Source organism: Chromatiales bacterium, from assembly GCA_024234935.1.
Classification (GTDB): Bacteria; Pseudomonadota; Gammaproteobacteria; order Steroidobacterales.
On record JACKNI010000002.1, the window covers coordinates 553,942 to 580,924 of the forward strand.

Annotated in this window: 23 protein-coding genes; 10 read left to right on the forward strand and 13 right to left on the reverse strand. The window is 61.0% G+C overall.

Annotated elements, in window-relative coordinates; genetic code table 11:
- Positions 1–9 precede the first annotated feature (9 nt).
- Both H6979_07980 and mnmG read right to left on the reverse strand, forming a co-directional pair.
- On the reverse strand, positions 10–1,659 hold the full coding sequence (locus H6979_07980; GenBank protein MCP5139779.1) for a peptide ABC transporter substrate-binding protein: 1,650 nt from the start codon (positions 1,657–1,659) through the stop codon (positions 10–12).
- A complete protein-coding gene (gene mnmG, locus H6979_07985) occupies positions 1,656–3,557 on the reverse strand; it encodes a tRNA uridine-5-carboxymethylaminomethyl(34) synthesis enzyme MnmG (protein MCP5139780.1) in 1,902 nt (633 codons plus the stop codon). Before mnmG ends, H6979_07980 begins: the two co-directional genes overlap by 4 nt.
- A 159-nt stretch (positions 3,558–3,716) precedes the next feature.
- Here mnmG and H6979_07990 point away from each other — a divergent pair, with 159 nt between their 5' ends.
- On the forward strand, positions 3,717–4,739 hold the full coding sequence (locus H6979_07990; GenBank protein ID MCP5139781.1) for a GGDEF domain-containing protein: 1,023 nt from the start codon (positions 3,717–3,719) through the stop codon (positions 4,737–4,739).
- 12 nt (positions 4,740–4,751) lie between these two features.
- On the opposite strand, the gene mnmE is transcribed toward H6979_07990, so the two are convergent.
- From mnmE to rpmH, 4 genes are read right to left on the reverse strand one after another with little or no spacing between them, the layout of a single operon-like run.
- The gene (gene mnmE / locus H6979_07995; protein ID MCP5139782.1) at positions 4,752–6,104 is read right to left on the reverse strand and encodes a tRNA uridine-5-carboxymethylaminomethyl(34) synthesis GTPase MnmE; all 1,353 of its coding nucleotides are present in this window, start codon (positions 6,102–6,104) and stop codon (positions 4,752–4,754) included.
- Between the two features lie 42 nt (positions 6,105–6,146).
- Positions 6,147–7,814, reverse strand: coding sequence for a membrane protein insertase YidC (gene yidC, locus H6979_08000; protein ID MCP5139783.1), 1,668 nt, complete (start codon positions 7,812–7,814; stop codon positions 6,147–6,149).
- 17 nt (positions 7,815–7,831) lie between these two features.
- On the reverse strand, positions 7,832–8,269 hold the full coding sequence (gene rnpA / locus H6979_08005) for a ribonuclease P protein component (protein MCP5139784.1): 438 nt from the start codon (positions 8,267–8,269) through the stop codon (positions 7,832–7,834).
- On the reverse strand, positions 8,238–8,372 hold the full coding sequence (gene rpmH / locus H6979_08010) for a 50S ribosomal protein L34 (GenBank protein MCP5139785.1): 135 nt from the start codon (positions 8,370–8,372) through the stop codon (positions 8,238–8,240). The genes rnpA and rpmH overlap by 32 nt, the downstream gene beginning before the upstream one ends.
- A 172-nt stretch (positions 8,373–8,544) precedes the next feature.
- Here rpmH and dnaA point away from each other — a divergent pair, with 172 nt between their 5' ends.
- From dnaA to gyrB, 4 genes are all read left to right on the forward strand, one after another.
- Entirely contained in the window at positions 8,545–9,858 is a 1,314-nt protein-coding gene (gene dnaA / locus H6979_08015; GenBank protein MCP5139786.1) for a chromosomal replication initiator protein DnaA, read from the forward strand.
- A 249-nt stretch (positions 9,859–10,107) separates the two neighbouring features.
- Positions 10,108–11,208, forward strand: a complete 1,101-nt coding sequence (gene dnaN, locus H6979_08020; GenBank protein MCP5139787.1) for a DNA polymerase III subunit beta — start codon at positions 10,108–10,110, stop codon at positions 11,206–11,208.
- Positions 11,209–11,233: 25 nt separating this feature from the next.
- Entirely contained in the window at positions 11,234–12,304 is a 1,071-nt protein-coding gene (gene recF, locus H6979_08025) for a DNA replication/repair protein RecF (protein MCP5139788.1), read from the forward strand.
- Between the two features lie 27 nt (positions 12,305–12,331).
- Positions 12,332–14,743, forward strand: a complete 2,412-nt coding sequence (gene gyrB, locus H6979_08030; GenBank protein ID MCP5139789.1) for a DNA topoisomerase (ATP-hydrolyzing) subunit B — start codon at positions 12,332–12,334, stop codon at positions 14,741–14,743.
- Positions 14,744–14,745: 2 nt separating this feature from the next.
- Here gyrB and H6979_08035 read toward each other — a convergent pair whose 3' ends face one another.
- Genes H6979_08035 through glyQ form a run of 4 tightly spaced genes read right to left on the reverse strand, consistent with a single transcriptional unit; the run spans position 14,746 to position 19,095 of the window.
- The gene (locus H6979_08035) at positions 14,746–15,465 is read right to left on the reverse strand and encodes a 1-acyl-sn-glycerol-3-phosphate acyltransferase (protein ID MCP5139790.1); all 720 of its coding nucleotides are present in this window, start codon (positions 15,463–15,465) and stop codon (positions 14,746–14,748) included.
- Complete coding sequence (gmhB, locus tag H6979_08040; protein ID MCP5139791.1) at positions 15,465–16,007, reverse strand: D-glycero-beta-D-manno-heptose 1,7-bisphosphate 7-phosphatase; 543 nt, start codon at positions 16,005–16,007, stop codon at positions 15,465–15,467. The genes H6979_08035 and gmhB overlap by 1 nt, the downstream gene beginning before the upstream one ends.
- 40 nt (positions 16,008–16,047) lie before the next feature.
- A complete protein-coding gene (locus tag H6979_08045; protein MCP5139792.1) occupies positions 16,048–18,153 on the reverse strand; it encodes a glycine--tRNA ligase subunit beta in 2,106 nt (701 codons plus the stop codon).
- An 18-nt stretch (positions 18,154–18,171) separates the two neighbouring features.
- Positions 18,172–19,095, reverse strand: coding sequence for a glycine--tRNA ligase subunit alpha (gene glyQ / locus H6979_08050; protein ID MCP5139793.1), 924 nt, complete (start codon positions 19,093–19,095; stop codon positions 18,172–18,174).
- Between the two features lie 326 nt (positions 19,096–19,421).
- Between glyQ and glnA the strand changes: the two genes are divergently transcribed.
- The 4 genes from glnA to ntrC all read left to right on the forward strand — a co-directional run bounded on the left by glnA (position 19,422) and on the right by ntrC (position 23,957).
- A complete protein-coding gene (gene glnA, locus H6979_08055; protein ID MCP5139794.1) occupies positions 19,422–20,831 on the forward strand; it encodes a glutamate--ammonia ligase in 1,410 nt (469 codons plus the stop codon).
- Between the two features lie 92 nt (positions 20,832–20,923).
- Entirely contained in the window at positions 20,924–21,457 is a 534-nt protein-coding gene (locus tag H6979_08060) for a DUF4124 domain-containing protein (protein ID MCP5139795.1), read from the forward strand.
- Between the two features lie 26 nt (positions 21,458–21,483).
- Positions 21,484–22,554, forward strand: a complete 1,071-nt coding sequence (locus H6979_08065; GenBank protein MCP5139796.1) for a PAS domain-containing protein — start codon at positions 21,484–21,486, stop codon at positions 22,552–22,554.
- Positions 22,551–23,957, forward strand: coding sequence for a nitrogen regulation protein NR(I) (gene ntrC, locus H6979_08070; protein ID MCP5139797.1), 1,407 nt, complete (start codon positions 22,551–22,553; stop codon positions 23,955–23,957). Before H6979_08065 ends, ntrC begins: the two co-directional genes overlap by 4 nt.
- Here ntrC and H6979_08075 read toward each other — a convergent pair.
- Positions 23,954–24,985: a dihydroorotate dehydrogenase gene (locus tag H6979_08075; protein MCP5139798.1), complete on the reverse strand. Its 1,032-nt coding sequence runs from the start codon at positions 24,983–24,985 to the stop codon at positions 23,954–23,956. The two genes, ntrC and H6979_08075, sit on opposite strands and share 4 nt — an antisense overlap.
- Here H6979_08075 and H6979_08080 point away from each other — a divergent pair.
- The gene (locus tag H6979_08080) at positions 24,933–25,397 is read left to right on the forward strand and encodes a tRNA (cytidine(34)-2'-O)-methyltransferase (protein ID MCP5139799.1); all 465 of its coding nucleotides are present in this window, start codon (positions 24,933–24,935) and stop codon (positions 25,395–25,397) included. The two genes, H6979_08075 and H6979_08080, sit on opposite strands and share 53 nt — an antisense overlap.
- A gap of 9 nt (positions 25,398–25,406) precedes the next feature.
- On the opposite strand, the gene H6979_08085 is transcribed toward H6979_08080, so the two are convergent.
- Both H6979_08085 and secB read right to left on the reverse strand, forming a co-directional pair.
- Positions 25,407–26,474 carry an NAD(P)-dependent glycerol-3-phosphate dehydrogenase gene (locus tag H6979_08085; GenBank protein ID MCP5139800.1) on the reverse strand — a complete coding sequence of 356 codons (1,068 nt, stop codon included), beginning with the start codon at positions 26,472–26,474 and terminating at the stop codon, positions 25,407–25,409.
- Between the two features lie 17 nt (positions 26,475–26,491).
- The gene (gene secB / locus H6979_08090; protein MCP5139801.1) at positions 26,492–26,974 is read right to left on the reverse strand and encodes a protein-export chaperone SecB; all 483 of its coding nucleotides are present in this window, start codon (positions 26,972–26,974) and stop codon (positions 26,492–26,494) included.
- Between the last annotated feature and the right edge of the window lie 9 nt (positions 26,975–26,983).

The window sequence follows — 26,983 nt, forward strand, 5'->3', positions numbered from 1 at the left end:
AGACCGGACTCAGTGCTCGAGGATGCGAAGATGGCGGCTGGGATGGTGGTCCATGATATTGGGCTCGAAACCAGCCACCCAGGGTTTGACCATCTGTTTGCTGACATAGAAGTAGAGCGGAATGATCGGCATGTCATCGAGCATGACGCGCTCCGCTTCCCCGAGCGCCGCCATGCGAGTGACCGGATTGCCGTCGCGCGCCGCCGCCGCAAGCAACGCATCGTAGCGCGGGTTGCTGTAACCCATGTCGTTGAGCCCGTGCTTCGACTCGAGGATTTCGGCAAAGGTATAGGGATCGTTGTAGTCACCGATCCAGCCATAGCGGAAGAGCTGCGTATCGATGCGTGAGCGTCGGGTCTGCAAGAAGACCTGCCATTCCTGGTTCAGCAATTCCGTTTCAACGCCCAGCACCTCGCGCCACATCGCTGCCATCGCCACGGCGAGCCGCCGGTGATTGCTCTCGGTGTTATAGAGCAGCTGCATGCGGAGCGGGTGGCTGGCTGAATACCCGGCCTCGGCGTACAAGCGGCGTGCCTCCGCATTGCGCCGGGCCTGGGTCCAGTGCGCCCAGTCCGGAACCTGCTGCGTGTAGCCGCTCACCGGCGGTACCCAGCTGTAAGCCGGCAGCTCGCCGGCACCGCTGATCCTGCTGGTCAGGATGTCGCGATCAAGCGCCAGTGCCAGCGCCTTGCGCAGCTTCGGCGCATCGCGAAACGGCGGCTGCGTCGTATTGAAGCCGAAGACATAGCTGCCCAGGTAGGGCGAGATATGCAGCTCGTCCGGCAGGTGCTTGCGCAGCCAGGCGATCTGGCGAGCGGGAATGGTCTGGGTCATGTCGAGTTCGCCAGCGCGGTAGCGATTCAACTCGGCCTCGGCATTCTCGACGGGGTAATACCAGACCTCGGTGAGCGTCGTGTGCACGTTGTCCCGATAGTAAGGGTTGCGTATCAGGCGGATATGCGACTGAACGACCCACTCGCTGAGCTGAAATGGCCCGTTGCCGACGAGCTTTCCCGGTCGTGCAAAACGCGCGCCGTACTGCTCGACCGACTTCCGGTTTACGGGATAGGTGCTCGCATGCGTCAGCAGGCCGAGCAGATAGGGCGTGGGCGCGTGCAAACGGATCTCCAGCGTTTGCGCATCGATGGCCCGCACGCCGAGACGGTCAGGTGGCAGGGTACCGGCCACGACCTCAGCGGCATTTTCGATCGGATAGAGGATCGCCGAATACTCGGACAAGGTGGCCGGATCCGCGCTGCGGCGCAGGCCGTAGACAAAGTCATCCGCCGTCACCGGATCACCGTTGCTCCAGCGCCCCTCCGGTTGCAGCTTGAAGGTGTAGACGAGGCCGTCATCGCTGACCGTCCAGCTCGCGGCAGCGCCGGGTATCAGCTCGCCATCGGCGGCTTCGGTGACCAGGCCTTCGAAGAGATCTCGCAACACGTTGGCAGCGGTGACACCTACCGCGCGATGTGGATCCAGGGTCTCGGGTTCCGTACCGTTACCCCGGCGCAGGATCTGCACGGCGGCCAGCTCCTGGCCGCTCGCACCGCCGACGCCCTGGCTCTGCGCGGGAAGCTGTACTTCGTCGTGACGGCTGCAGGCAACAGACAGCAGACAGACGACCGTCAGCGCTGCCGCCTGAAGGCCTCGTTTCATCGCCGTGGCCGGCGTTTCTTGAGGTGTACGAGGAGCAGCGAGACCGCAACCGGCGTGACGCCCGATATGCGCGAGGCCTGACCGACCGTTGCCGGACGATGGCGGTCCAGCTTCTGGCGGATCTCATGTGACAGGCCGTGAATCGCCGCGTAGTCCAGGTCCGGCGGCAGCGACACTTCCTGTGAGGCGCGCGCCCGGACGATCTCTTCCTGCTGGCGCTTCACGTAACCGGCGTAGCGTGCCTCGGTCTCGATCTGCGCGATGATCTGTTCGGTAACCTCAGCGCTCTCCTCGGCGGGAATCACCCGCGCACCGACGGCTGGCAGGCTGGTCAGGCTGGCCCAGGAAATCTCCGGCCGCCGCAGCAGTTCGAGCGCCCGATGCTCGCGGCGCAGCTCGCTGCCGGCATTGTCTCCGGCAAGGTTGGGAAGATCTGCCGGCCGCACCATGATCTCCGCCAGGCGCTCGCGCTCTGTTTCAATCGCTGCCTGCTTGTCAGTGAATATCCTGAAGCGCAGATCATCGACGAGACCCAGCCGCCGGCCAACCGGTGTCAGGCGGGCGTCGGCATTGTCTTCGCGCAGCAGAAGCCGGTATTCCGCCCGGCTGGTGAACATCCGGTAGGGCTCGCTGGTGCCGCGCGTGATCAGGTCATCGATCAGCACGCCGATATAGGCCTCATCGCGGCGCGGATACCAGCCGGCTTCGCCGCGCACGGTCAGCGCCGCATTGATGCCGGCGACGAGCCCCTGCGCGCCGGCTTCTTCGTAGCCAGTCGTGCCGTTGATCTGCCCGGCAAACCAGAGTCCGCGCAGGCTCTTCGTCTCCAGCGTGGGCGTGAGCCCGCGCGGATCAAAGTAATCGTATTCAATCGCATAGCCGGGACGGGTGATGCGCGCGTTGTTGAAACCGGGAATCGTGCGCACCAGCGCCTGCTGAACATCAAAGGGCAAGCTTGTCGAGATACCGTTCGGATACAGCTCGGTGGTGGTCAAACCCTCCGGCTCGACAAAGATCTGGTGCGACTCCTTGTCGGCAAAGCGCACGATCTTGTCTTCGATCGACGGACAGTAGCGCGGCCCGACACCTTCGATCATGCCCGTGTACAGGGGTGAGCGGTCGAGCGCTCCGCGGATCAGTGCGTGGGTTTCCGCCGTGGTGTGCGTGATATGGCAGGCCACCTGCTGCGGATGGTCGGCACGCCGGCCGACAAAAGAGAAGACCGGCGCTGGCGAGTCACCGGGCTGCGGCCGCATGGCGCTGAAATCGACACTGCGGCCATCGATTCGTGGCGGCGTGCCGGTCTTGAGCCGGCCCACCGTAAAGGGCAGCTCGCGCAGCCGCCCCGCGAGACCGACCGAAGCCGGGTCGCCGGCACGGCCACCGGAATAGTTTGTCAGTCCCACATGGATCCGGCCGGCGAGAAAAGTACCGACCGTGAGCACCACGGCACAGGCACGAAAGCTCAAACCACCCTGGGTGACTACGCCCACCACCCGGTCACCCTCGACGATCAGGTCCTCGACGCCCTGCTGGAACAGCTGCAGATTCGGCTGCGCATCGAGCAGGCTGCGGATCGCCTGCCGATAAAGAACGCGATCAGCCTGCGCGCGTGTCGCGCGCACGGCCGGCCCCTTGCTGGCGTTAAGCGTACGGAAGTGGATGCCGGCTCGGTCAGCGGCGGTGGCCATCAGACCGCCGAGGGCATCGATCTCGCGAGTCAGGTGACCCTTGCCGATCCCGCCGATGGCCGGATTGCAGCTCATCTGTCCGATAGTTTCCAGGTTCTGCGTGAGCAAGAGCGTATGCGCACCCATACGCGCTGCCGCCGCTGCCGCTTCGGTACCGGCGTGGCCGCCACCGACCACGATCACATCAAAACTGCAGGTGCTGTTCATGAACCAGGCCGCGTTATGGAAAACCGGCGCACATACGGTACACCTGTGCATGAGACCTTCGTCACAGTTTGGCTACCGACGGCTGTGCGAGCATTCATCGTATCGCAGCGGCACGCCGCTGCTGGAAGTGGCGCGCAACATAACAAAAAGGCGGCCCGCATGGATGCTCCCTCCCCGACCGGACTACCCGCAGCAAGCAGCTTCACCACGACACCACGCGGTGCAAGGGCCGAAATCCGCGCGGTCCTGCTGTATGCGCTCTGGGCCGGACTCGCCCTGCTCGCCAATGCACTGGGCATCGCCACCCTGCCGACGGGCGCCGGGCTGATCCTGATCGCCGGCATCGCCCTTACCGGTGGGCTCTTCGTCGGACTCACGCGCATCCCGGGCGACGAGCAACCCACCGTTTCGACGATCATTGCCGCCCAGGTCCTGATGGGACTGATCTGGGCCACGCTCTACGCCTACTTCACCAGCGGTACGCCAATGCTGGCCGCCGGCATGTATGCCAGCGTGATCGGCTTCGGGCTGCACGCGACCGCAGAGATCCTGCGTGGTGAAAGGCAGCGGTTACTGGCCAGCAATGCAGAACTGCAGAAGGAACTGGCGCGCGTGCAGCGCCGGGCCGAGCGCGATCAGCTCACCAACTCTTACGGCCGACGCTCCATTCTCGACATGCTGGCACGCGAAAAAGCGCGCGCCGAGCGCACCAGCGACCCGCTCTGTGTCTGTCTGCTGGACATCGATCACTTCAAGGACATGAACGACCGCTTCGGCCATGTCACCGGCGACCGGATCCTTGCCGCCTTTGCACGGCGCGTGCGCGGGGCGCTGCGCACCATGGACAGCGTCAACAGCAACGGCCTCGGCAGTGCGATGGGCCGGGTGGGCGGCGAAGAATTCATCGTCGTCCTGCCGCTCACCTCACTGCGCGGTGCACTGCGCAGTGCCGAACGGATACGCAAGGCAATCGTGCGTCGCCCCTTCGAGGGGCTGCACCAGGTGACCGTGTCCATCGGCATCGCCGAACTGCGTCCCGGCGAAACCGTGTCCAGCCTGATCGACCGCGCCGACCAGGCGCTCAGCGGTGCCAGGAACGCTGGCCGCAATCGCGTCCATTGCGCGACTCTGGACGGCGGTCCCAATGCCATCGTCATGCCGGATATGTCGGCGACGGGCTAGGATCGTCGCCGCTCATTTCCCGATACAGAAGCCGGAAAAAATCCTGCCCAGCAGATCATCGCTGCTGAACTCACCGCTAATCTCCGCCAGCGCGTTCTGTACCTGGAGTAATTCCTCAGCCAGCAGTTCGCCGGCCTGATGTTGCTCAAGCAGCTGACAGCCGGCCATGAAGTGGCCCTGGGCCCGTTGCAGCGTATCGAGGTGGCGCTGGCGGGCAATCACCGTGCCCTCGCCCGGATCGCTGAACCCGGCAACTGCCTTGATTGTCTGTCGGAGCTCGGCAAGTCCCCTACCGGCGAGCGCGGAAATGCGCATGACCGGATGGCCGTGCATGGACCCGGGTGCGGGGCCGGCCTGTTCGCCGCTCAAATCAATCTTGTTGCGCACGATGATCACCGGTATTCCGGCCGGTGTCTCGCCCAGCAGCTCATGGACATCGACCGGATCGGTGGCATCGACGACCAGCAAGGCCAGGTCCGCAACACCAAGTTGACTGCGAGTGCGCGCCACTCCCTCCTGCTCGACAGGATCAGCGGTAGGGCGCAGGCCGGCCGTATCGACCACATGCAGCGGGAGGCCGTCGATGTTGATCTGCTCGCGAAGCAGATCGCGGGTCGTGCCTGGCTGGCTGGTGACAATCGCCGCGGCGTAGCCGGCGAGCGCATTGAAGAGGCTGGACTTGCCGCTGTTGGGGCGGCCGGCCAGCACCACATGCAGACCGTCGCGTAACAGGCAGCCCTGCCTGGTGGTCTTTTCGAGCTGCGCAAAGCCGTCCGCAACGACGGCGATGCGCCGCCGGAGTTCAGCGTCGCCCAGCAGCTCGATCTCTTCGTCGGGGAAATCGATGGCGGCCTCGATGTACATGCGCAGACCGGTCACCTCCTCGTTCAGCGCCAGGACGGCAGCAGAGAAATCACCCTGCAGCGACCGCTGGGCCGCGCGCGCAGCGGCACGCGAACCGGCATCGATCAGGTCGGCGACGGCTTCGGCCTGCAGGAGATCAAGTTTGTCATTGAGGAAGGCCCGTTCGGAAAACTCGCCGGGTCGCGCCATGCGGGCACCGAGCGCCAGTACGCGCTCGAGCAGGATTTCGGTCACGACGGTACCGCCATGACACTGCAGTTCAAGGACATCCTCACCGGTGTATGAGTCAGGTGCCGGAAAGAACAGGGCTATGCCGGCATCGATAGCCTGGGCTTCGGCATCGAGGAAGTCACGCAGGCCGGCGTGTCGTGGCTGCGGGCACTCGCCGAGCACTGCGACAGCGATCTCGCGCACAGCGGGTCCGGAAATGCGAATCACGGCGATGCCGCCGCGCCCGGGTGGCGTGGCCCGTCCAGCTATCGTCAGGCTGGATTGCGTCATGTCTCCTCACCCGGCACAACACAGGGCCCTGGGGGCCCCGGCTCAGTTGGCGCCAAGCACCTTGTTGATGCGCCACTGCTGGGCGATCGACAGCACGGAGTTGGTCAACCAGTAAACGACCAGCCCGGCCGGGAAGAAGGCAAACATGCCGGTCATGACAATCGGCATGGCCTGCATCATCTTTGCCTGCACGGGATCGGGTGGTGGCGGGTTGAGCTTTTGTTGAAAGAACATCGCCGCACCCATCAACAAGGGCAGCACGAAATAGGGATCTCTTGAAGAAAGGTCAGTGATCCACATCATGAACGGCGCCTGGCGCATCTCGACGCTTTCGAGCAGCACCCAGTAGAAGGCCATGAAGAAGGGAATCTGCACGAGCATCGGCAGGCAGCCGGCTGCCGGGTTGATCTTCTCTTTCTTGTATAGATCCATCATCGCGCTGCTGAGCGCCTGCTTGTCGTCCTTGTAGCGTTCCTGCAGCGCCTTCATGCGTGGCTGCATCTGGCGCATGCGGGCCATGGAACGACCGCTGGTCTCACTGAGCTTGTAGAAAACAAGCTTGATCAGCAGCGTGCAGATGATGATGGCCAGACCCCAGTTGCCGACAACGTTGTGGATCTTCTGCAGAATCCAGAACAGCGGCTGGGCCAGCAAGGCAAAGCGGCCATAGTCGACCGTCAGATCCAGACCCGGCGCGATGGCTGCCAGCTCTGACTGGATCTTGGGACCCACAAAGAGTTCCGATTTGAAGCTTGCCGACTCGCCGGGTGCGACGGTCTGCAGCGGCCCGATTGCGCTGACCAGAAAGCGCTCGTCCGCAAAACGCCCCGCGTAGCTCCAGGTCTCAGCACCTGGCGGTATGGCGGCAGCAAGAAAATGATGCTGGATCGCTGCCATCCAGCCCTTCGCGACAGACTGTGAAAATGGTGTCTCGGCGAGATCGGTAACTTTGAGCTTCTCGTATTTGCTGCCGTTGTAGACCACCGGGCCATAGAAGGAATAGCTGTCGACATTGAACATGGATCGCTTGGGTGGCGCATAGTGCCGCTGGATCTGCAGGTAGTTGGCAGCACGATAGGGTTCAGCCCCGGCGTTATTCACCGTGTACTCAAGATCAACCTTGAAACTGTCGCGGTAAAAATGAAAAGTCTTTTCGACGCTCAGTCCGGACGATGGACTCTGCCATTTGAGCGGCACGATCAGCTCGTCGGCACCCTTGGCCAGTACAAACTCCGTACCGTCCGCCGTGTATTCAGAAAGGTGGTTGGCTTCGGGCTGCTGGTCCGCTGCACGCAAACCACTCTGTAAGGCAAAAAATTCGTCCGGCTCGCTGTTCAGCAGTTGCAGCGGAACGTTTGGCTGGTCCTTGTGTACCGGGTAGGTCGGGAGTTCTACCGAGCTGAGATCGCCACCGTGCAGATCGATCCTGGCTACAAGTACGCCAGTCTTGATCGTGATAAGCCTGGCCGGCGCTGCCGCAACAGGCGACACAGACGGCGTAGCGGTCGGAGCAACTGCGGGGATAGCGCCGGGCAAGGCCGGCAAACCGGTTGAGGTTGAGGCTGCGGCTGGTGCCGAAACAGTATCTGTGGGGGCGCTGGCCGCGACCGGATCGGCCGCGCGCGGCTGGAAAGTCTGTTGCCAGGTCTGGATACACAGCCAGATCAATATCAGCAATCCGGCCCAGAACACGATACGAAGATTATCCATAGTCACAAATTCGAGCCTCAAGGCCGGGCGCTGTGCCGCGCATTTTGCAAGTTGGACCAGTGCCCTGTGAGGCTGCTGAAGAGTTCCGGGTTTGCGGCGCTCTTCGCTGCGTCCCTGGCAAGGATAACCAGATCGACTGACGGTAACTCGGCACAGCGGACCCGGAAACTTTCGCGCACGAGGCGCTTCAGACGGTTTCTGTCCGTCGCATGGCGAACCTTCTTGCGGGATATCGCGAAGCCGAGCCGGGGCATGTTCAGGGCATTAGGACGATAAAGTACCGTGAAGTAGCGGTCTGCTGAACGCTGGCTCTGACGGAACACCTTGTCGAAGTCCGTGGAACTGAGTAGCCGGTGATTTCTGTCGAAGGTGTGCTGGCGTTTGTCCGGGTGATCAGGAACGGAGCATTCGCCGCATCCTGAATCAGACGCTAAGACGGGCGCGGCCCTTTGCACGGCGACGCTTGATAACCAGCCGACCGCCCCGCGTAGCCATGCGGGCACGGAAACCGTGCGTACGAACGCGCTTTAGCTTGCTGGGCTGATAGGTTCTTTTCATGAGAAAAATCCGCTGGAATATCCGAAAGATGGAGCCTTTCGGGAGGCGAAAGGTTAAGGAGCGACCGCAGCCCTGTCAAGTAGACAAAAGCCCTGTGGATAACTCGGCGGCCGCAGTCTAGACTCCCCGACTCAACTTCGTACAACCATAAACAGATTCACGGGGTGAATCCGTGCAGTCTACTCTCTGGGACCGCTGCGTACAGGAACTGCGGTCAGACCTGTCGGAACAGCAGTTCAATACCTGGATCAGGCCACTGCAGGCCGTTGAGGACGAGCAGCAAATCCGGCTGCTGGCCCCCAATCGCTTTGTCGTTGACTGGGTAAACAGCAACTGCCTGGGCCGGATTCAGGACAGCCTGCGCGATGCGCCGGGCATTTCGGTGCGTATCGAGGTTGGCAGTGCGGCAAGTCAGCCGCGCGAACCGGTCAGCAGCAGTGGAAAGCCGCGGGTCGCCGCAGTGATCGGTGGCAGGCTGAATGGCGACTACACCTTCGATAACTTCGTCGAAGGCAAGAGCAATCAACTGGCCAAGGCGGCTGCCATGCAGGTCGGCAGCAATCCCGGCATGGCCTACAACCCGCTCTTTATCTACGGCGGGGTCGGCCTGGGCAAGACCCACCTGATGCACGCGATCGGCAATCTCGTGATGGCCGGTCGGCCGGATGCACGCGTCGCCTATGTACATTCCGAACAGTTCGTTGGCGACATGGTGCGGGCTTTGCAGCACAACACCATCAACGGCTTCAAGGCAGCCTACCGCTCACTCGATGCGCTGTTGATCGACGACATCCAGTTTTTTGCCAACAAGGAACGGTCACAGGAAGAATTCTTCCATACTTTCAATGCTTTACTTGAAGGACAGCGGCAGGTCATCCTTAGCTGCGACCGCTTCCCCAAGGAAGTCAGTGGCCTTGAGGAGCGACTGCGATCGCGCTTTGGCTGGGGGTTGACTGTAGCCATCGAGCCGCCGGAACTGGAAACCAGCGTCGCGATCCTGATGAGCAAGGCGGCAGCACGCCATTTTGTGCTGCCGGAAGAGGTCGCGTTTTTTATCGCGCAGCGGATTCGTTCGAATGTTCGCGAGCTTGAAGGCGCACTGCACCGGGTAATGGCAAACGCCACGTTTACCGGCCGGCCGATCACGCTGGATTTTGCCAAGGAAGCGTTGCGGGATCTGCTCGCCCTACAGGAAAAGCTGGTGACGATGGAGAACATCCAGAAGATCGTCGCCGAATACTGCAAGATCCGCGTGGCCGACTTGCTGTCAAAGCGACGCAATCGTTCCGTAGCGAGGCCAAGGCAGATTGCGATGAGTCTGTCGAAGGAGCTCACCAATCACAGTCTGCCCGAGATCGGTGACCGTTTTGGTGGGCGCGACCATACGACCGTGTTGCATGCGTGCCGCCGGATCAAGTTGCTCCGGGAAACTGATGCGCGTGTCCGCGAGGACTATCAGAATCTGCTCCGGATACTGACTGCCTGAGAACCGATTTGGACTGTGCACAGCTGAGCTGAACACCGTTAACATGCTGTGGGTAATTATTGAGGACCTGCAGGCGCACAGTTTACCCACAGGTATTACAGCTGGAGCAGACCCGGATACCCACCGGAGAAACCGGGCGATACAACGGGAAAAACAGGACTTAAACGTAGTTGTTCATCATTTTGACCGAGCCTAATAACTACTACTATCTATAACTCTATTTATTAATTTTATAAGCAGGACCTGGGGATGAAGTTCAGCACTTCGCGTTCAACGTTACTGAAGCCTGTACAGGCTGTGATCGGGGTTGTGGAGCGGCGGCAAACCATGCCGATACTCGCAAACCTTTTGCTGGTAGCAAAAGGGAATGAGTTGTCGGTTACGGCAACTGACCTGGAAGTGGAGCTCGTGGCGAAAGTGCAGATCGACAAGATCAATGCAGCTGGTGAGATAACCGTTCCCGGTCGGAAATTGCTGGATATTTGCCGTTCGCTGCCGGATGACGCGAGCGTGCAGGTCGAGACCGATGGAGAGCGGTTGATTCTCAAGTCGGGCCGCTCGCGTTTTGTGCTCGGTACCTTGCCGGCAACGGACTTTCCGGTGGTGGAAGACGTGCAGGCCGTACACACGCTGGCGTTGTCGCAGGCGGAATTGCGGCTGTTGCTGGAGAAGACGCAGTTCGCGATGGCGCAGCAGGATGTTCGTTATTACCTGAATGGTTTGCTCCTCGAGACCGGCAAGAAGGCTATTCGGGCGGTGGCTACGGACGGGCACAGGCTCGCTATATGCGAGCTTCCGCTGGCCGATCAGAAGGTTGGCGCCCACCAGGTCATTCTTCCGCGCAAGGGCGTGCAGGAGTTACAGCGCCTGCTGGGCGGAGAAGGCGGGCTGACGTTGACCATCGGATCCAATCACGTTCGCGCCACGATCGACGACATTCGCTTCACTTCGAAGCTAATTGACGGCAGATTCCCGGATTATGAGAAGGTGATTCCAAAGCCGCAGGCAAATATTCTGCGCACCGACAGGAATGTTCTTCGGGCCGCGCTGCAACGTGCTGCGATTCTGTCGAACGAAAAGTATCGGGGCGTGCGTTTGGATGTGGAGACTTCGATGTTACGGATCCAGGCCAATAATCCCGACCAGGAGGAGGCACGGGACGAGATCGAAGTTGAGTATCGGGGTGAGCCGATAGAAATCGGATTCAACGTCAATTACCTTTTGGACGCGCTGGGGGCAGTCGATGGCGAGCAGGTGCAACTGGGTTTTGTAGATGCTGGCAGTAGTTGCCTGATCAGTGCGCCTGATGGCAAAGGGGCGCGCTACGTCGTGATGCCGATGCGGCTATAGCGCCGGTATTTTCAGTGCCCAGGATGTGAATAACCGCGTAATTTCGGAAATCCGGCTCGAAGCATTCAGATGTTTTGAATCAGCAGTCATTGAGCCGGGACCGGATCTCAACGTAATCGCCGGATTAAACGCCTCGGGCAAGACGAGTTTGCTCGAGGCGTTGTTCGTTCTGGGCCGTGGCACATCCTTTCGGAGTGCGAAAGTCGATGCCGCCATTCAGTTCGGTGCCGATCAGTTCACGGTCTTTGGCAGCCTTGGTCAAGGCGAAGCAGCACGGGTTGGTGTGGCCGTTTCACGCGCAGCGGGTTTGGCGGTCCGTATTGACGGACGGGCAGGCACCCGGGCCGAGCTGGTGCGAACAGTGCCAGTTCAGATACTGGAGCCCGCCAGCCATGAACTCATTAATGGTCCGCCCGCCATCCGGCGGCAATTTCTGGACTGGTCAGTGTTCCACGTGGAACAGCCTTTTCTCGACGCGTGGCAACAGTATCGGCGAGCCCTGCAGCAGCGAAATGCCGCGCTTAAACAACATTCAAGCGAAGCGGCCTGGGCGTGGGACGGCACTCTTGTTTCTGCCGGATTGATCGTGGACGAGTGCCGGCGCCAGATGGTTAGCCGAATGCTCGGACCGGTCCAGCAAGCGGGTCTCGCGCTGCTGGATGCGGAGATAGATCTCAAATACAGGTCAGGCTGGGCCGAGGGCAGCGACTTTGGATCTGCATTGATTGCCGCACGAGATCGGGATCAGCAGATGAGCTCCACGACCATTGGACCCCATCGCGGTGACCTGAGCATTACGGTGCGAGAACGTCGGGCCAGGGACACGGTATCCCGCGGCCAGGAAAAGCTCGTGGTGGCCGCGCTGACGCTGGCCCAGATCGAAGTTGTGTCCAAGGCGCTCGGGCGGCCGGTAATTCTGCTCGTCGATGAGCCGGGTGCTGATCTGGACCGGAACCACCTGGGCAAGCTGCTTTCAGCAATAATAGCCGCGCCCTTGCAGGCCTTTATTACTGCCCTTGAGCCGGATCCTTTTGCCATGCCTTCGTCTGCACGTTTGTTCCACGTGGAACAGGGCTCAGTGCGGGCTTTGCTATAATGGATCGCTTATATATTGGGGTCTTTCATGGTTGATTCAGAACGCTACGATTCCAGCAATATCAAAGTCTTAAAAGGCCTTGACGCGGTCAGAAAGCGCCCCGGTATGTACATCGGCGATACCGATGATGGTACCGGTTTGCATCACATGGTCTTTGAGGTCGTCGATAACGCGGTCGACGAGGCACTCGCCGGATTCTGCAGCAAGATCTCGGTCACCATCCACGCGGGAGAATCCATCACAGTCACCGACGATGGGCGCGGTATCCCCGTAGATCTCCACACAGATGAGGGTAAGTCGGCAGCCGAGGTCATCATGACCGTGCTGCATGCCGGCGGAAAATTCGACAGCAATTCCTACAAGGTTTCGGGTGGCTTGCACGGTGTCGGTGTATCTGTCGTCAATGCCTTGTCCGAAGTTCTTGACCTGACCATCTACCGGGATGGCCGCACCCACGAGCAGCGCTATCACCTGGGTGAACCCGAGGCGCCGCTCGCGGTGACCGGTGAAACCAAACGCCGTGGCACGGTGATCCATTTCAAGCCCAGCGCCGAGATCTTCACTCACATCGAGTTTCATTACGACGTGCTGGCCAAACGACTGCGTGAACTATCGTTTCTTAATCAGGGCGTGTGTATCCACCTGGTGGACGAACGCGACGGGCGCAGTGATACCTTTCAGTTTGAAGGCGGCATCCGCGCATTTGTCGAGCACCTGAATCGCAACAAGACGCCAATTCAGCCCACGGTCATTCACTTCTCGCGTCAACAGGATATGGTCCAGGTTGAATGTGCCCTGCAGTGGAACGATGGCTACCAGGAAAACATGTTCTGCTATACGAACAATATTCCGCAAAAGGATGGCGGCACTCACCTGTCCGGATTTCGCGCCGCGTTGACGCGCACGCTCAACACCTATATCGAAAAAGAATTCGCATCCAGGAAGGAAAAGATTTCAACCACCGGCGATGATGCCCGCGAAGGCCTCACCGCCGTATTGTCCGTGAAGCTCCCCGACCCGAAGTTTTCTTCGCAGACCAAGGACAAGCTCGTCTCATCCGAGGTCAAGGCCGCCGTCGAAACCGCCGTCGCCGACCACCTGGAAAACTTTCTGCTCGAGCACCCGGCCGAAGCAAAAATAATCGTCGCCAAACTGATCGATGCGGCGCGCGCCCGCGAAGCGGCACGCAAGGCCCGTGAAATGACACGTCGCAAGGGTGCGCTCGATATTGCCGGTCTGCCCGGCAAGCTTGCCGACTGTCAGGAAAAGGATCCGGCACTCTCCGAGCTGTTTCTCGTCGAGGGCGATTCGGCAGGTGGATCGGCAAAGCAGGGACGGGACCGCAGAACCCAGGCGGTATTGCCGCTAAAGGGCAAGATCCTGAACGTCGAAAAAGCCCGCTTCGACAAGATGCTCGCTTCAGCTGAAGTTGGCACGCTGATCACGGCACTCGGCTGCGGCATCGGCCGGGAAGATTTCGATCCGGACAAGCTTCGCTATCACCACATCATCATCATGACCGACGCCGATGTGGACGGGTCTCATATCCGTACCCTGTTGCTCACTTTCTTCTACCGGCAGATGCCCGAGCTGATCGAGCGCGGCCACATCTATATTGCCCAGCCACCGCTCTACAAGGTGAAGCGCGGCAAGCAGGAAACCTACGTCAAGGACGACATGGAGCTGAACGCACTGTTGCTCAAATCGGCACTTGATGGTGCCTCGATCGTTCTAAACGCGCAGGATCCGCCCTTGCAGGGCGAGGCTCTCGGCAGCCTGTGCCGGGAGTTCATTCTGGTAATGGCGATCGTCGATCGGCTGTCGCGCCGCTATTACGGAAATCTCCTTGAGCGACTCATATCCTTGCCGGAGCTTCCGGTTGAACGCTTTTCGGACCGCGAATGGCTGACGGCATGGGGCGCCGAGCTTGCGCAGGCGCTCAACGCGGTTGAGGAAACCGTGTCCTATCGCATCGAACTCAACGTCAGCGATGACAAGCCGCAGGGCTTCACCGTCTGGCGCTCGCGACATGGTGTCGAAGAACCCAGCGAGCTGTCCCTGCGCTTCTTTGAGTCAACGGAATATCGCAAGATTGCCGAGCTCGGTAACAGTCTGCGCGGCCTCGTTGGTCCGGGAAGTCTTGTGGCCAGGGGCGAACAGAAGCGCGAGGTACGGAATTTCCGCGAGGCCATGGAATGGCTGATGGCCGAGGCCCGGAAAGGGCAGGCCATCCAGCGATACAAAGGTCTGGGCGAAATGAATCCCGATCAGTTGTGGGAGACCACGGTCAACCCGGCCACTCGCCGCCTTATGCAGGTGCGGATTGAAGATGCGGTTGCCGCCGATGAGATCTTCACCACCCTGATGGGTGATCAGGTCGAGCCGCGCCGCGAATTCATCGAACGTAACGCGCTGGCCGCGGAAAACATCGATATCTGAACTCAGTGTGAAGCGGCTGCACTGCGTATCGCAGCCACTTCAGCCTCGATCCACTGCTGAATCGCGGCGTTGATTTCCCGCGGATCACGGCCGGCCGGGTCAACTGGCTTGCCGATACGAAACGTCACGGTACCTGGCCGTTTCAACCAGCCGCGCCGGGGCCAGTAGTCGCCGGCGTTGTGTGCGACGGGTACCAGCAGCTTGCCGGCCTCAATGGCCAGCAGCGCTCCGCTGACGCCATACTTGCGGGTCTCTCCCGGCGGCATCCTCGTACCTTCCGGAAATATCATCACCCAGAGCCCCTCGCCCAGCCGCTGGCGTCCCTGGGTGACGACTTGCTCTACGGCCCGCCTGCCGGCCTGACGATTTATCGCTATGGGGCGAACGCCGGCTACTGCCCATCCCAGAAACGGCGTCCAGAGCACCTCGCGTTTCAGCACCCAGGTCTGTCGCGGGAACAATACCCATTGCGCGATCGTTTCATAGGCCGAGGAGTGCTTGAGCAGCACCACCGAATTTTCGCTGGGCAGATTCTCCATCCCCTCAACGACGTAACGCAGACCGACAATCTTTTCGCACACGGCCAGTATCCAGCGGGCCCAGCTCACGGTCAGATCGTAAGCGACCACGTAGCCCCATGAACGACCGATGACGACCACGATGCTCCACACCGCAACGCTCAAGAACAGCACGGCAGTAAAGAGCAATGAGCGTGCCAACACTATCGGGCCACTCCGGTGTCGATCAGTGCGCGGGCGGCAGCAGCCAGATCGTCGTATACCTCGACACTGCTGTCGCCGTGAAATCCGCGTTCAGTTTCCACGCCATTGCCGGTCCGTACCAGCATGGCACGTGCGCCGACCGCCTGTGCCGCTTCGATATCCCGTGCCGAGTCGCCAATCACAGGTCGGTCCTTGAGACTGCAGCCAAACCGCGCCTCTATCTGGTGGAGCAGGCCGGGTTCAGGTTTGCGGCAGCTGCATTTATCCTCGGGCCGGTGCGGGCACACGAAGATCCCCGCCAGCTGCCCGCCAGCCCGCTCTATCTCCCGACGCATTCGGCTGTTGATTTCCCGCAACGCAGTCTGCGTAATCAGACCTCTGCCCACGCCCGACTGGTTGGTCGCTACGACAACAACAAACCCGGCGCGAGTCAGCGCGGCTATCGCTTCGAGACTGCCGGGCAAAGGCAGCCACTCCTCGGCGGATTTGATGAACTCTGCAGATTCGCGGTTGATGACCCCGTCGCGGTCCAGAACAATCAGACCTTGTCCGGCCTCCGGTCGACTGCTGCTGCTCACGGCGTCAGTTCGGACTACCGGTCAGGCAGGAGAGGTCTGCGACATCAAGGAATAGTTGCTGCAGACGCCGGAGCTGTGCCAAACGATTGCTGCGCACCGCTGCCTCCTCGGCCATGACCAGCACCGCAGCGAAATAATCGTCGACGGGTGACCGCAATCCGGCCAGCGCACACAGGGCCTGCTCGTAGTCGCGGCGCTGCAGATGCTGACGGTGCGCCGCCGCCGCCTTCTCTACGGCCTTATGGAGCGCCCCCTCCTCGCTGAAGCCGAACAGCGAGGGATCGACAGTAACAGTATCGGTATTTGCACTGCGCAGAATATTGGCAATGCGCTTGTTTGCGACGGCCAGGCTCTCCGCTTCCGGAAGCCGCATGAACGCACAGACGCCGAGCAGGCGAGCGTGAAAATCAACCAATGAGCCGGTCTTGCGACTGCGTACGGCTTCAAACATATCGCTGCTGATCGCGCCTGCCGGCAAGTCCGGTGCCAGACCTTCCAGATAGTAGGCACGCGAGCGGTCCATGATGAATTCAAAAAGCTCGCCAGCCAGTGCCGCGGGATCTTTGGCGTGCACCGGCTGCAAGGCGACCGCCTCGCGCAGCAGTTCCGGAAGATCCAGATCAACCCGGTCTTCAACCATGATGCGCAGCAGTCCGAGCGCGTTGCGCCGCAGGCCGAAAGGATCCTTTGCGCCGCTGGGACGTTTGCCAAGTGCAAAAACGCCGGCCAGGGTATCGGCACGGTCTGCAATGGAGAGCGCGCGGCCGGTTGGCGATGCGGGCAGCCGGTCGCCGGCATGTCGCGGCAGATACTGCTCTTCGATCGCGAGGGCAACTTCGGCAGGCTCTCCGTCGAGCTTCGCGTAGTGGTAGCCCATCCGCCCCTGGAGCTCCGGAAACTCGCCGACCATCTGCGTCAACAGGTCGGCCTTTGCGAGGAGCGCTGCGCGCTCTGCGTGTGCCGCTGCGGAGCCGAGCTTTTCTGCCACGCCCCGTGCGAGCCGGGCCACACGAACGGACCGCTCGCGCAGACTCCCGAGGCCCTTCTGGAAGACGACTGAATCAAGACGCTCCAGGCGTGATTCCAGGCTTGCCTGCCTGTCCTGGTCCCAGAAAAACGCTGCATCCGAGAGCCGCGGCAGGATGACCCGCTCATTGCCCTGCCGGATCTGGTCCGGGTCACGACTCTCGATATTTGCGGTGGCGATGAAATTTGGCAGCAGGCAACCGTCTCCGCTGCGCACCGGGAAATACCGCTGATGGCCTTGCAGCGTTGCGATCAGGACCTCTTCCGGCAGGCGCAAAAACGCCGCGTCAAAGCGGCCCGTCAATGCCACCGGCCATTCAACCAGCGCTGTGACCTCATCGAGCAGGTCTGCTTCGATCATCGCCCGGCCGCTGACGCAACCGGCCGCGGCTTCGGCCAGCTGCTTGACCCGCTCGCGGCGCTCAGAGAAGTCGGCGATGACCCTGTTGGTTGCGAGCACCCGAAGGTAGTCGCCGGCGCACTGTAGTTCGACTGGTTCCGGTGCGTGAAAGCGGTGTCCGCGCGTGTGTCGCGATGCCGGGACGCCCAGTATGCTGCCGGGCACGATTTCGGCGCCGAGCAGCATCACCACCCAATGCACCGGCCGTACAAATTCCGTATCGCCATCACCCCAGCGCATCCGCCGCGGTATTGGCAACGCAGCCAATGCATCGCTCACGATACCTGGCAGCAGGTCCTGCGCGGGCTGACCGGCAACTTCCGCACGGTAATGGAGCCATGCACCTTTTGAGGTCTCGGTCCGGCCGAGGCTCTCCACCGATACGCCACAGCCCTCGGCAAAGGCCTGAGCCGCACGTGTTGGTTTGCCCTCTGCATCAAACGCTATTGCCAGCGGCGGACCCCGTTTTTCCACGCTTTGCTGCGACTGGGCGCAGTCCAGCGCATCAACGCTGACGGCCAGCCGGCGCGGTGTCGCGAAGGAGCGCAGCGTGCCGAAGCCCAGCCCCGCAGCGCCAAGACCAGCGCGCATATGTTCGGCAAAACTCTGTTCAAGGTTGCGGAGAGCTTTGGGCGGCAGCTCTTCGGTACCGATCTCAACGAGAAAGTCAGCAGTTTGCGCCATGGGATCCGGAACCGTCACTCAGTGTGCAGCGCGCTTTGCAGCCAGCGGAAAACCGAGGGCTGCACGGCTGTCGTAGTATGCCTGCGCAACCAGACGGGCCATTTCACGTACGCGTAAAATGTAACGCTGGCGCTCGCTTACCGAGATTGCCCGGCGCGCATCCAGCAGGTTGAAGGTATGCGAGGCATCAAGCACCTGCTCGTAGGCGGGCAGCGTCAGGCCCCTTTCAATCAGCGACTGGCAGGCGTGCTCGGCGGCATCGAAACGTGGCGTCAGCACGTCCGTATCGGCGGCTTCAAAGTTGTAGCGCGACATTTCCACTTCATTCTGATGGAAGACGTCGCCATAGGTGACGCGGCCAAAAGGGCCATCAGTCCAGACCAGGTCATATACGCTGCTGACGCCCTGCAGGTACATGGCGATCCGTTCCAGTCCGTAGGTGATCTCTCCGGTTACCGGTCGGCAATCGAGGCCGCCAACCTGCTGGAAATAGGTGAACTGGGTGACTTCCATGCCGTTCAGCCAGACCTCCCAGCCCAGACCCCAGGCCCCGAGGGTCGGCGATTCCCAGTTGTCTTCGACGAAACGGATATCGTGCGTCAGCGGGTCGATGCCCAGTGCACGCAGCGAGTTCAGATAGAGCTCCTGTATATCGATCGGCGAAGGCTTGAGTACGACCTGGAACTGGTAGTAGTGCTGCAAGCGGTTGGGGTTATCGCCGTAGCGGCCATCGGCAGGCCGTCGGCTGGGTTGCACATAGGCCGCGCTCCAGGGTTCCGGGCCGATCGACCGAAGAAAAGTCGCCGAATGAAAAGTCCCCGCGCCCATCGGCATATCGTAGGGCTGCAATACCACGCAGCCGTGATCGGCCCAGTAGCGCTGCAGGGACAGGATAAGGTCCTGGAATGTCCGGGGAGGGCTAGCCTGAGTCAAGCGAGGGATCCATGCGCAAATGGGCGCCGAAGTATAGCTTCGATTGGATGCATAGCCACAAAGCGGGTAGAAGGGGCTGTCTCGGAGACCAGTGCGCACCAATATGTAGCGCACCGATAGTTTGGCGCCCGCTTATGGTGCGTTCTGAGCGATGAGAAATTTTCAATACTATATAAATCAATGTCTTATCTAAGGCTCGCGCTTGGCATAGGTCGTGCATTAGGATAGGGCGCTTCAGAAGCAACTTGCCCCGGTACACAAAAACAGCTTGGGCGGTTTCAGCTGGCGCCCCGCATCAGGAAATACATGCTTATCCGAAAAACCAAGGAGCCGTCATGACCCCCGCCGAAGCTCTAAGCCTCATCAAAGAGAAAGAGGCCAAATTTGTAGACCTGCGCTTCACCGATACTCACGGCAAAGAGCAGCATCTGTCCATCCCCGCCAAGACTGTCGATGCCAGCTTTTTTGAAGACGGCAAGATGTTTGACGGTTCCTCGATTGCCGGCTGGAAGGGCATCCAGGAATCCGACATGGTGCTGATGCCTGACCCTTCGTCGGCAGTAGTCGATCCATTCACCGAACACCCCACGATCAACCTGCGCTGCGATGTCTATGAACCTTCCACCATGCAGGGTTATACGCGTTGCCCGCGCATGACCGCACGGCGTGCCGAGGAATACCTGAAATCCACCGGTATTGCAGACACGGCCTTTTTCGGCCCGGAAAACGAATTTTTCATCTTCGACGATGTGCGTTACGGCGCCGACACCAACAGCGCCTATCACTACATCGACTCGACGGAAGGCGCGTGGAACTCGCGCAAGGAGTATGAAGGCGGCAACACGGGTCATCGTCCTGGTATCAAGGGCGGCTACTTCCCCGTGCCACCGGTCGATTCACAGCAGGATATCCGCTCCGAGATGTGCCTGGTGCTCGAGGAGATGGGCATTGAAGTCGAGGTGCACCATCACGAGGTCGCGACCGCCGGCCAGGGTGAAATAGGTGTCAAGTTCGGCAGCCTGGTGCAGAAAGGCGACCAGGTCCAGATGCTGAAGTATGTCGTTCAGAATGTGGCGCACGCTTTCGGCAAGACCGCGACCTTCATGCCGAAGCCGCTCGTCGGCGACAACGGCAGTGGCATGCATGTGCATCAGTCGCTGGCCAAAGGTGGCAAGAACCTGTTCACGGGTGATGCCTATGGTGGCCTGTCGCAGACCGCGCTGTATTACATCGGCGGCATTCTCAAGCATGCGCGTGCCATTAATGCGCTGACCAATCCGAGTACCAACAGCTACAAGCGCCTGGTACCGGGCTTCGAAGCGCCGGTCATGCTCGCGTACTCGGCACGTAACCGCTCCGCGTCAATTCGCATTCCCTTTATTGCCAACCCGAAGGGCCGGCGTATCGAGGTGCGCTTCCCGGACAGTACCGCCAATCCGTATTTCGCATTTACCGCGATGCTGATGGCCGGTCTCGATGGCATCCAGAACAAGATCAATCCGGGCGATGCGATGGACAAGGATCTCTACGATCTCGAGCCCGAGGAAGACAAGAAGATCCCGAAGGTCTGCTTCTCTCTCGAGCAGGCGCTTGAGGCGCTCGACAAGGATCGCGACTTCCTGAAGGCGGGCAACGTATTCAGCGACGACCTCATCGATGCATACATCAACCTGAAGTATGCAGACATGATGCGTGTTCGCATGGCGGTGCACCCGCTTGAGTTCCAGCTGTACTACAGCCTTTGACAATATGCCTCTGACCAGCATCCGGTTTCAGGACCGGATGCTGGTCGGTTCAGCTGGCTTGGAGTTATGCTTGGCGCATGCAGGCTTTAGTCATGATCCTGTGCCTCGCACTCTCCGCTGCTGCATCAGCTGGAGTAGAGGTATATCGATGGGTAGACGATGAGGGCCAGGTCCATTATTCGGACCGCCCGAGTCCGGGCGCTGATCGGGTTGCCATTGATGTCACCCCACCGGGTTCCACACCAGTTGCAGGCGGTACATCACCAAGACGTACGCCGCCGGCAGCCCCGAACCAACCTGTCGCGACTGCATACGATTCACTGACTATCCAGGTACCAGGACAGGACGAGACACTGTGGAACATCGCGGGCCAGCTGGACGTCGCTGTAGCTCTGCAACCACCCTTGCAGGCGGGACACAGGGTACAGCTGCTCCTGGACGGCCGACCAGTAGCGGAGCTGGAGCCCGGGAGCACGCGGACCCGACTCTCGGACGTGTACCGGGGTCAGCACACACTGCAGGGAACGATCCAGGACGAGTCGGGTGCAACGCTGATGCAGAGCGCTCCGGTGACCTTCTACGTTCAGCAGTCTGCGCTGGGAACGAACCCGGTGGTCAATCCGTAGGCAGTCGTTTCCCGGTCGACCCGGCTCTGGATTCGGCACCACCGCCTGCTGACATCCTGGGCAGCATTACGACAGCTGTCGTCGGCATAAATGCCGACGGCACCGTGAACTACCTCAATCCTGGCGCCGAAGATCTGCTTGGCCTCAGTGCGCGTCACGGGCTCGGGCGCCCGCTTCAGGCACTGGTTCCGCAGCTACGCGACCTCCATGAACTGATTCAGCGAGCAGGGGCTGAAGGCCGCAGCTTCGGTCAGCTGCTGAGTGTCGCGACGTTCCGACAGGGTCCCGCGGCCAATGACCTGGCTGTGCGGGTCAGCCCTTGCCGCACTGGCGATGGCAAGCTGATCATCGAACTGTTCGATGCGACCCAGTGGCGACAGATTGACCGGGAGCACGCGTTGATCAGCCAGCATGACGCCAGTCGCCGAATGATCCGCCAGCTCGCACACGAGATCCGCAATCCGCTGGGTGGTCTGCGTGGTGCCGCCCAGCTTCTGGAGCGTGAGTTACCCACGCCTGAGCTTCGTGAATACACCCGGATCATCATCGGCGAAGCAGACCGGCTCACTTCACTGACTGACAGCCTGCTTGGTCCGATACGCAGCCCGCAGCGCCAGCTGCTGAACCTCCATGAGATCCTCGAGCGCGTGATCGTCCTCATCGCCAGCGAACAACGCGATGCGGTGCGACTGGTACGCGACTACGATCCGAGTCTGCCGCCGCTCTCTGCTGATCCAGACCAGTTGATCCAGTCCCTGCTCAACGTCGCACGCAACGCCATGCAGGCAGCAGGGCCTGATGGTCACATCGTGTTTCGTACGCGAGTGCTCGGCAACTTTGCCATCGGCCAGATCCGGCACAAGCTGGTGGCAAGCATCGAGATCGAGGATGACGGGCCGGGCATACCGGCCGAGATTGCCGATTCCATTTTCTATCCGCTGGTCACCGGCCGTCCCGATGGCACGGGGCTCGGCTTGCCGATTTCCCAGGACCTGGTCAGTCGTCATGGTGGCCTGATCGAGTTCCAGTCACGCCCGGGCAAGACCGTATTCATGGTCAGGCTGCCGATCCACAGTGAAGTGACACACAAGACATGACCGGCAAGGATATTTCGGTCTGGGTGGTCGACGACGATGCCTCCGTGCGTTGGGTTCTGGATCGCGCCCTGACCAACGAAGGTATCAATACGCGGGTTTTCGACTCTGCTGATGCTTTCTTCGACGCGCTGCGCGAGGCCAGACCGGACGTGCTGATTTCGGATGTCCGCATGCCGGGTACCGATGGCCTTCAGGCCATGCGCCGCCTCAGCCGCGAGGGCTACAGCTTCCCCGTCATCGTGATTACCGCGCACGCTGATCTCGACAGTGCCGTTGCCGCCTATCAGGGCGGGGCTTTTGAATATCTGCCCAAGCCCTTCGATGTAGATGACGCGATCGCACTGGTGCGGCGTGCAGCGCGGGTTGGAATGCAGACGACGGGTGGTCACGTCGAGTCTGAGCGCCCCATGTCCGCCATTATTGGCCGTGCACCAGCCATGCAGGAGGTATTCCGCACGATTGGCCGCCTGTCGCGTTCGAGCATGACGGTGCTGATTACCGGTGAATCGGGCACCGGCAAGGAGCTGGTTGCCCGTGCATTGCATGAGCACAGTCCTCGCGCCCAGCAACCCTTTATCGCACTGAATACAACCGCAATCGCATCGGAACTCCTCGAGACTGAATTATTCGGCCATGAGCGTGGTGCGTTCACCGGCGCCGACAGCCGCCGGACCGGACGATTCGAGCAGGCCGACGGGGGAACGCTGTTCCTCGACGAGATCGGTGACATGTCTGCGGCACTGCAGACACGGCTGCTGCGCGTGCTGGCAGAAGGCGAGTTCTATCGCGTTGGCGGCCAGACACCGATCCGCGTCGATGTCCGGGTGATCGCCGCAACCAACCAGGATCTGGAGGCGGCTGTCGAGACCGGTCGCTTTCGCGAGGACTTGCTCCATCGTCTCAATGTGATCCGCATCATCACGCCGCCGCTGCGTGAGCGGCGCGAAGACGTGCCGCTGCTGCTTGACTACTATCTGCGTGAAGCAGCGCGGGAGTTGAGTGTCGAAACAAAGCGGATTGCTCCGGATGCGGTCGCTTGCCTCTGCGCCTTCGACTGGCCAGGAAATGTCCGTCAGCTGGTAAATGCCTGCCGGCGCATGATGGTTACGGCGCCCGGTGCCGAGATACGTGTCGAGGATATTCCGCCAGAGTTCGGCGGGAAGGCCAGTCTCCGCGGCGGGTTCACAGATTGGTCCCAGCGTCTCGGCCAGTGGGCCGAATCAACCCTGCAGGATGCTGATGCCGAGCCCTTGCTGAGCACGGCGCTTCCGGAATTCGAACGAACCCTGATCCGCGCAGCGCTGGCCCATGCACAGGGTCATCGCCAGGAAGCTGCGCGGTTGCTCGGCTGGGGCAGGAATACCCTGACGCGGAAAATTCGCGAGCGGAAGATCGACGGCTAGCAGCCGGTCTGCAGGCTGCCGACCAGGTCGGCCACTTCGGCGATCCCGTGTCGCTCAAGATAATCAACGATGCCGGCATTGATCTCGCGGCAGATCAGCGGGTTGTAAAACAGCGCCGTGCCGATGCCGACAGCGCTGGCGCCGGCAATCAGGAATTCAAGCGCGTCGGTAGCGCTCGCGATCCCGCCCTGGCCGATGATCGGTACCCGGTGCCGCCTGGCTTCCTGATAAACCTGGTGTACTTTAAGCAGTGCAATGGGCTTTATCGCAGGGCCTGAAAGTCCGGCCTGTATGTTCGCGATGACCGGTTGCCGCTTCTCCGCATCGATGGCCATACCGACCAGCGTGTTGATTACGGCCAGCGCGTCCGTGCCGGCTTCGATGCAGCGCCGTGCATTTTCGCGAATATCGGTCTGGTTGGGGGACAGCTTGGTGATGATCGGCTTGCTGGTCACCGCCCGGCAGGCCGCGACCACTCGCGCGGACATATCCGGTGAATTGCCGAAGGCCACGCCACCCTGCTTGATGTTCGGACAGGAGATGTTGATCTCGATGGCGTCAATTGGTGAGTCGTCGAAGCGCCGGCAAACCTCGATATATTCCTCAAGAGTGGAACCACAGGCATTGGCGATAAAGCGGGTCTCGCTGAAATCGAGTGTGGGCAAAATACTGTTTACAACGGTATCGACGCCCGGATTCTGCAGGCCGATGGCATTGAGCATGCCCATGGGCGTCTCGAAAATCCGGTGTGGTTCATTGCCGAGCCGGGCATGGAGAGTCGTGCCCTTCAGTACCACCGCACCGGCATCGCGGTTAGAGAAGCCTGCCACCCGTGTGTACTCTTCGCCAAAGCCGACACAGCCCGAGAGCAGCACGATCGGCGAGTCGAATGCCAGGCCGCAAAAGGTGCTGGAGAGTCGCGCATCGGGTGCTGCGCGCGGATGAACTTGTTCAGTGTCTGGAGAGGGCACAGGAATGCTTGACTTGATTCTGTTTGAGCCGGAGATCCCGCCGAATACGGGCAACATCATACGCCTGTGTGCCAACACGGGAATCGGCCTGCATCTGGTCGGGCGGCTGGGCTTTACGCTCGCCGATGCAAGGCTTCGCCGGGCCGGACTGGATTATCATGAATGGGCGTCTGTACGGCAGCATGCCGGGTTGCCTGAATGCCTGGAGTCCTTGGGCCGGCCGCGCGTGTTTGCCCTCTCGACTCGCGGCAGGACGCTCTACACGGAGGCGCGGTTCAGGGCGGGCGATGCCTTGCTGTTCGGGCCGGAACATCGCGGCCTGCCGGCCGGGGTTCTCCGCGACTTGCCGGTCGAACAGCAGCTGCGCATTCCGATGCGCAATGGAAGTCGCAGCCTCAATCTGTCGAATGCGGCGGCGATAGTCGCTTATGAGGCCTGGCGGCAGCTGGAATTCGCCGGTGCCGGCTGAGAGGCGCACTCAGTCGAGGGGCAGGGTATTCGCGCTCCGGCTGAAGAGATTGCGCAGTTCCATATCGGTTTCGGGCTTCAGCGAGCGCGCCATCAGGGCCATCACCGCATCCCTGGCCGGTTGTCGCTCGTGCAGTACCTGATAGACCTGTTCACAGATCGGCATTTCCAGTCCCAGGCGTGCGGCGACGGTCCTGACCGATACCGCAGCAAACAGGCCCTCAACCACCTGGCCGATCGCGGTGGCTGCCTCGGCAGGGCTCTTTCCGGCTGCGACCATCAGCCCGAGACGCCGGTTACGCGACTGGTCGTCGGTACAGCTGAGGACCAGATCGCCCATGCCAGACAGACCCATGAATGTGGCTGGTTGTGCGCCGAGCGCCGCACCGAGCCGGGTCATTTCAAGCAGGCCGCGGGTGATCAGCGCAATGCGCGTATTCGCGCCGAAGCCCAGACCGTCAGAAATACCGGCGGCAATGGCAAGCACGTTCTTGACCGCACCGCCGACCTCGACGCCGACCATATCGTCGGAGGTGTAGGCGCGGAAATTCAAACCCGACAGACGGACCGCGAGCTCTGCCGCAAAACCCGGCGCGCTGGCTGCGATCGTCATTGCGGTGGGCAATCCTGCGCCGACCTCGCTGGCGAAAGTCGGCCCTGACAGCACAGCGACGGGAATCGCACCGCCCAGTACCTCCCTGACGACCTGATGTGGCAATTGCCCCGAATCATGTTCGAAGCCCTTTGTCGCCCAGGCAATCCGGGCTCCCGGCTGCAGATGGGGGCGGATCGCCAGGAGAATTTCACGAAAACCATTGCTGGGCACGCAGATCAGGAGATCCTGATGTTTGCGTATCACCGCGTGGAGATCGGGATCAGGGTGCAGCTTTTCGGGAAAAGCGATGCCAGGCAGATAGCGCGCGTTGCAGCGCTGCTCGTCCAGCTTGCGCAGCTCTGCGGCATTGCGGCCCCACAGGGTGACCTGATGGCCGGCCCGTGCGAACTGGACAGCGAGTGCCGTGCCCCAGGAGCCGGCCCCGAAAACGGCGATGTCTGAGGTATCAGTGCCGGAAGTCACACCGGATGAGGCCACGGTCAGCCCTGGCTGGCCTGTGCGGCTGCCGTATCCTGACTTGCCTGTGCAAACAGCGCGGCGAAATCCATGGGCTGGAGCACCAGCGGCGGGTAGCCACCCCGTTGCACCATGGACGAGATGGCCTCACGCGCATAGGGATAGAGCGCATTCGGGCAGTGTACGCCGATGATTGTACGGGTCTCTTCCTTGTTGAATCCGCTGATCTGGAACATCCCTGCCTGGGCAATCTCGATCAGGAATACCGTCCGCTCACCGATGACCGACTGGGCGGTCATATGCAGTACGACTTCCAGGCTGCCGTTGCCCAGGTCGCTGTGGGCTGTGCGTATGTTCAGGTTCATTTCCGGCTGGTGCTGCTCGAAAAAAAAGGCCGGCGAATTTGGCGCCTCGAAGGAAAAGTCCTTGATATAGAGCTTCCTCAAGCTGAAGGTACGCTCGATGTCCACAGTTGAACCACTGCCGTTAACCGGTCCCTCAGCCATATTCCCGTT

Excerpts from the sequence above, each read along its gene's own strand:
- H6979_07980 (MCP5139779.1), bottom strand. The coding sequence starts at position 1,659 with ATGAAACGAGGCCTTCAGGCGGCAGCGCTGACGGTCGTCTGTCTGCTG.
- mnmG (MCP5139780.1), bottom strand. The coding sequence starts at position 3,557 with ATGAACAGCACCTGCAGTTTTGATGTGATCGTGGTCGGTGGCGGCCAC.
- H6979_07990 (MCP5139781.1), top strand. The coding sequence starts at position 3,717 with ATGGATGCTCCCTCCCCGACCGGACTACCCGCAGCAAGCAGCTTCACC.
- mnmE (MCP5139782.1), bottom strand. The coding sequence starts at position 6,104 with ATGACGCAATCCAGCCTGACGATAGCTGGACGGGCCACGCCACCCGGG.
- yidC (MCP5139783.1), bottom strand. The coding sequence starts at position 7,814 with ATGGATAATCTTCGTATCGTGTTCTGGGCCGGATTGCTGATATTGATC.
- rpmH (MCP5139785.1), bottom strand. The coding sequence starts at position 8,372 with ATGAAAAGAACCTATCAGCCCAGCAAGCTAAAGCGCGTTCGTACGCAC.
- dnaN (MCP5139787.1), top strand. The coding sequence starts at position 10,108 with ATGAAGTTCAGCACTTCGCGTTCAACGTTACTGAAGCCTGTACAGGCT.
- gyrB (MCP5139789.1), top strand. The coding sequence starts at position 12,332 with ATGGTTGATTCAGAACGCTACGATTCCAGCAATATCAAAGTCTTAAAA.
- H6979_08045 (MCP5139792.1), bottom strand. The coding sequence starts at position 18,153 with ATGGCGCAAACTGCTGACTTTCTCGTTGAGATCGGTACCGAAGAGCTG.
- glnA (MCP5139794.1), top strand. The coding sequence starts at position 19,422 with ATGACCCCCGCCGAAGCTCTAAGCCTCATCAAAGAGAAAGAGGCCAAA.
- H6979_08060 (MCP5139795.1), top strand. The coding sequence starts at position 20,924 with ATGATCCTGTGCCTCGCACTCTCCGCTGCTGCATCAGCTGGAGTAGAG.
- ntrC (MCP5139797.1), top strand. The coding sequence starts at position 22,551 with ATGACCGGCAAGGATATTTCGGTCTGGGTGGTCGACGACGATGCCTCC.
- H6979_08080 (MCP5139799.1), top strand. The coding sequence starts at position 24,933 with ATGCTTGACTTGATTCTGTTTGAGCCGGAGATCCCGCCGAATACGGGC.
- H6979_08075 (MCP5139798.1), bottom strand. The coding sequence starts at position 24,985 with ATGTTGCCCGTATTCGGCGGGATCTCCGGCTCAAACAGAATCAAGTCA.
- secB (MCP5139801.1), bottom strand. The coding sequence starts at position 26,974 with ATGGCTGAGGGACCGGTTAACGGCAGTGGTTCAACTGTGGACATCGAG.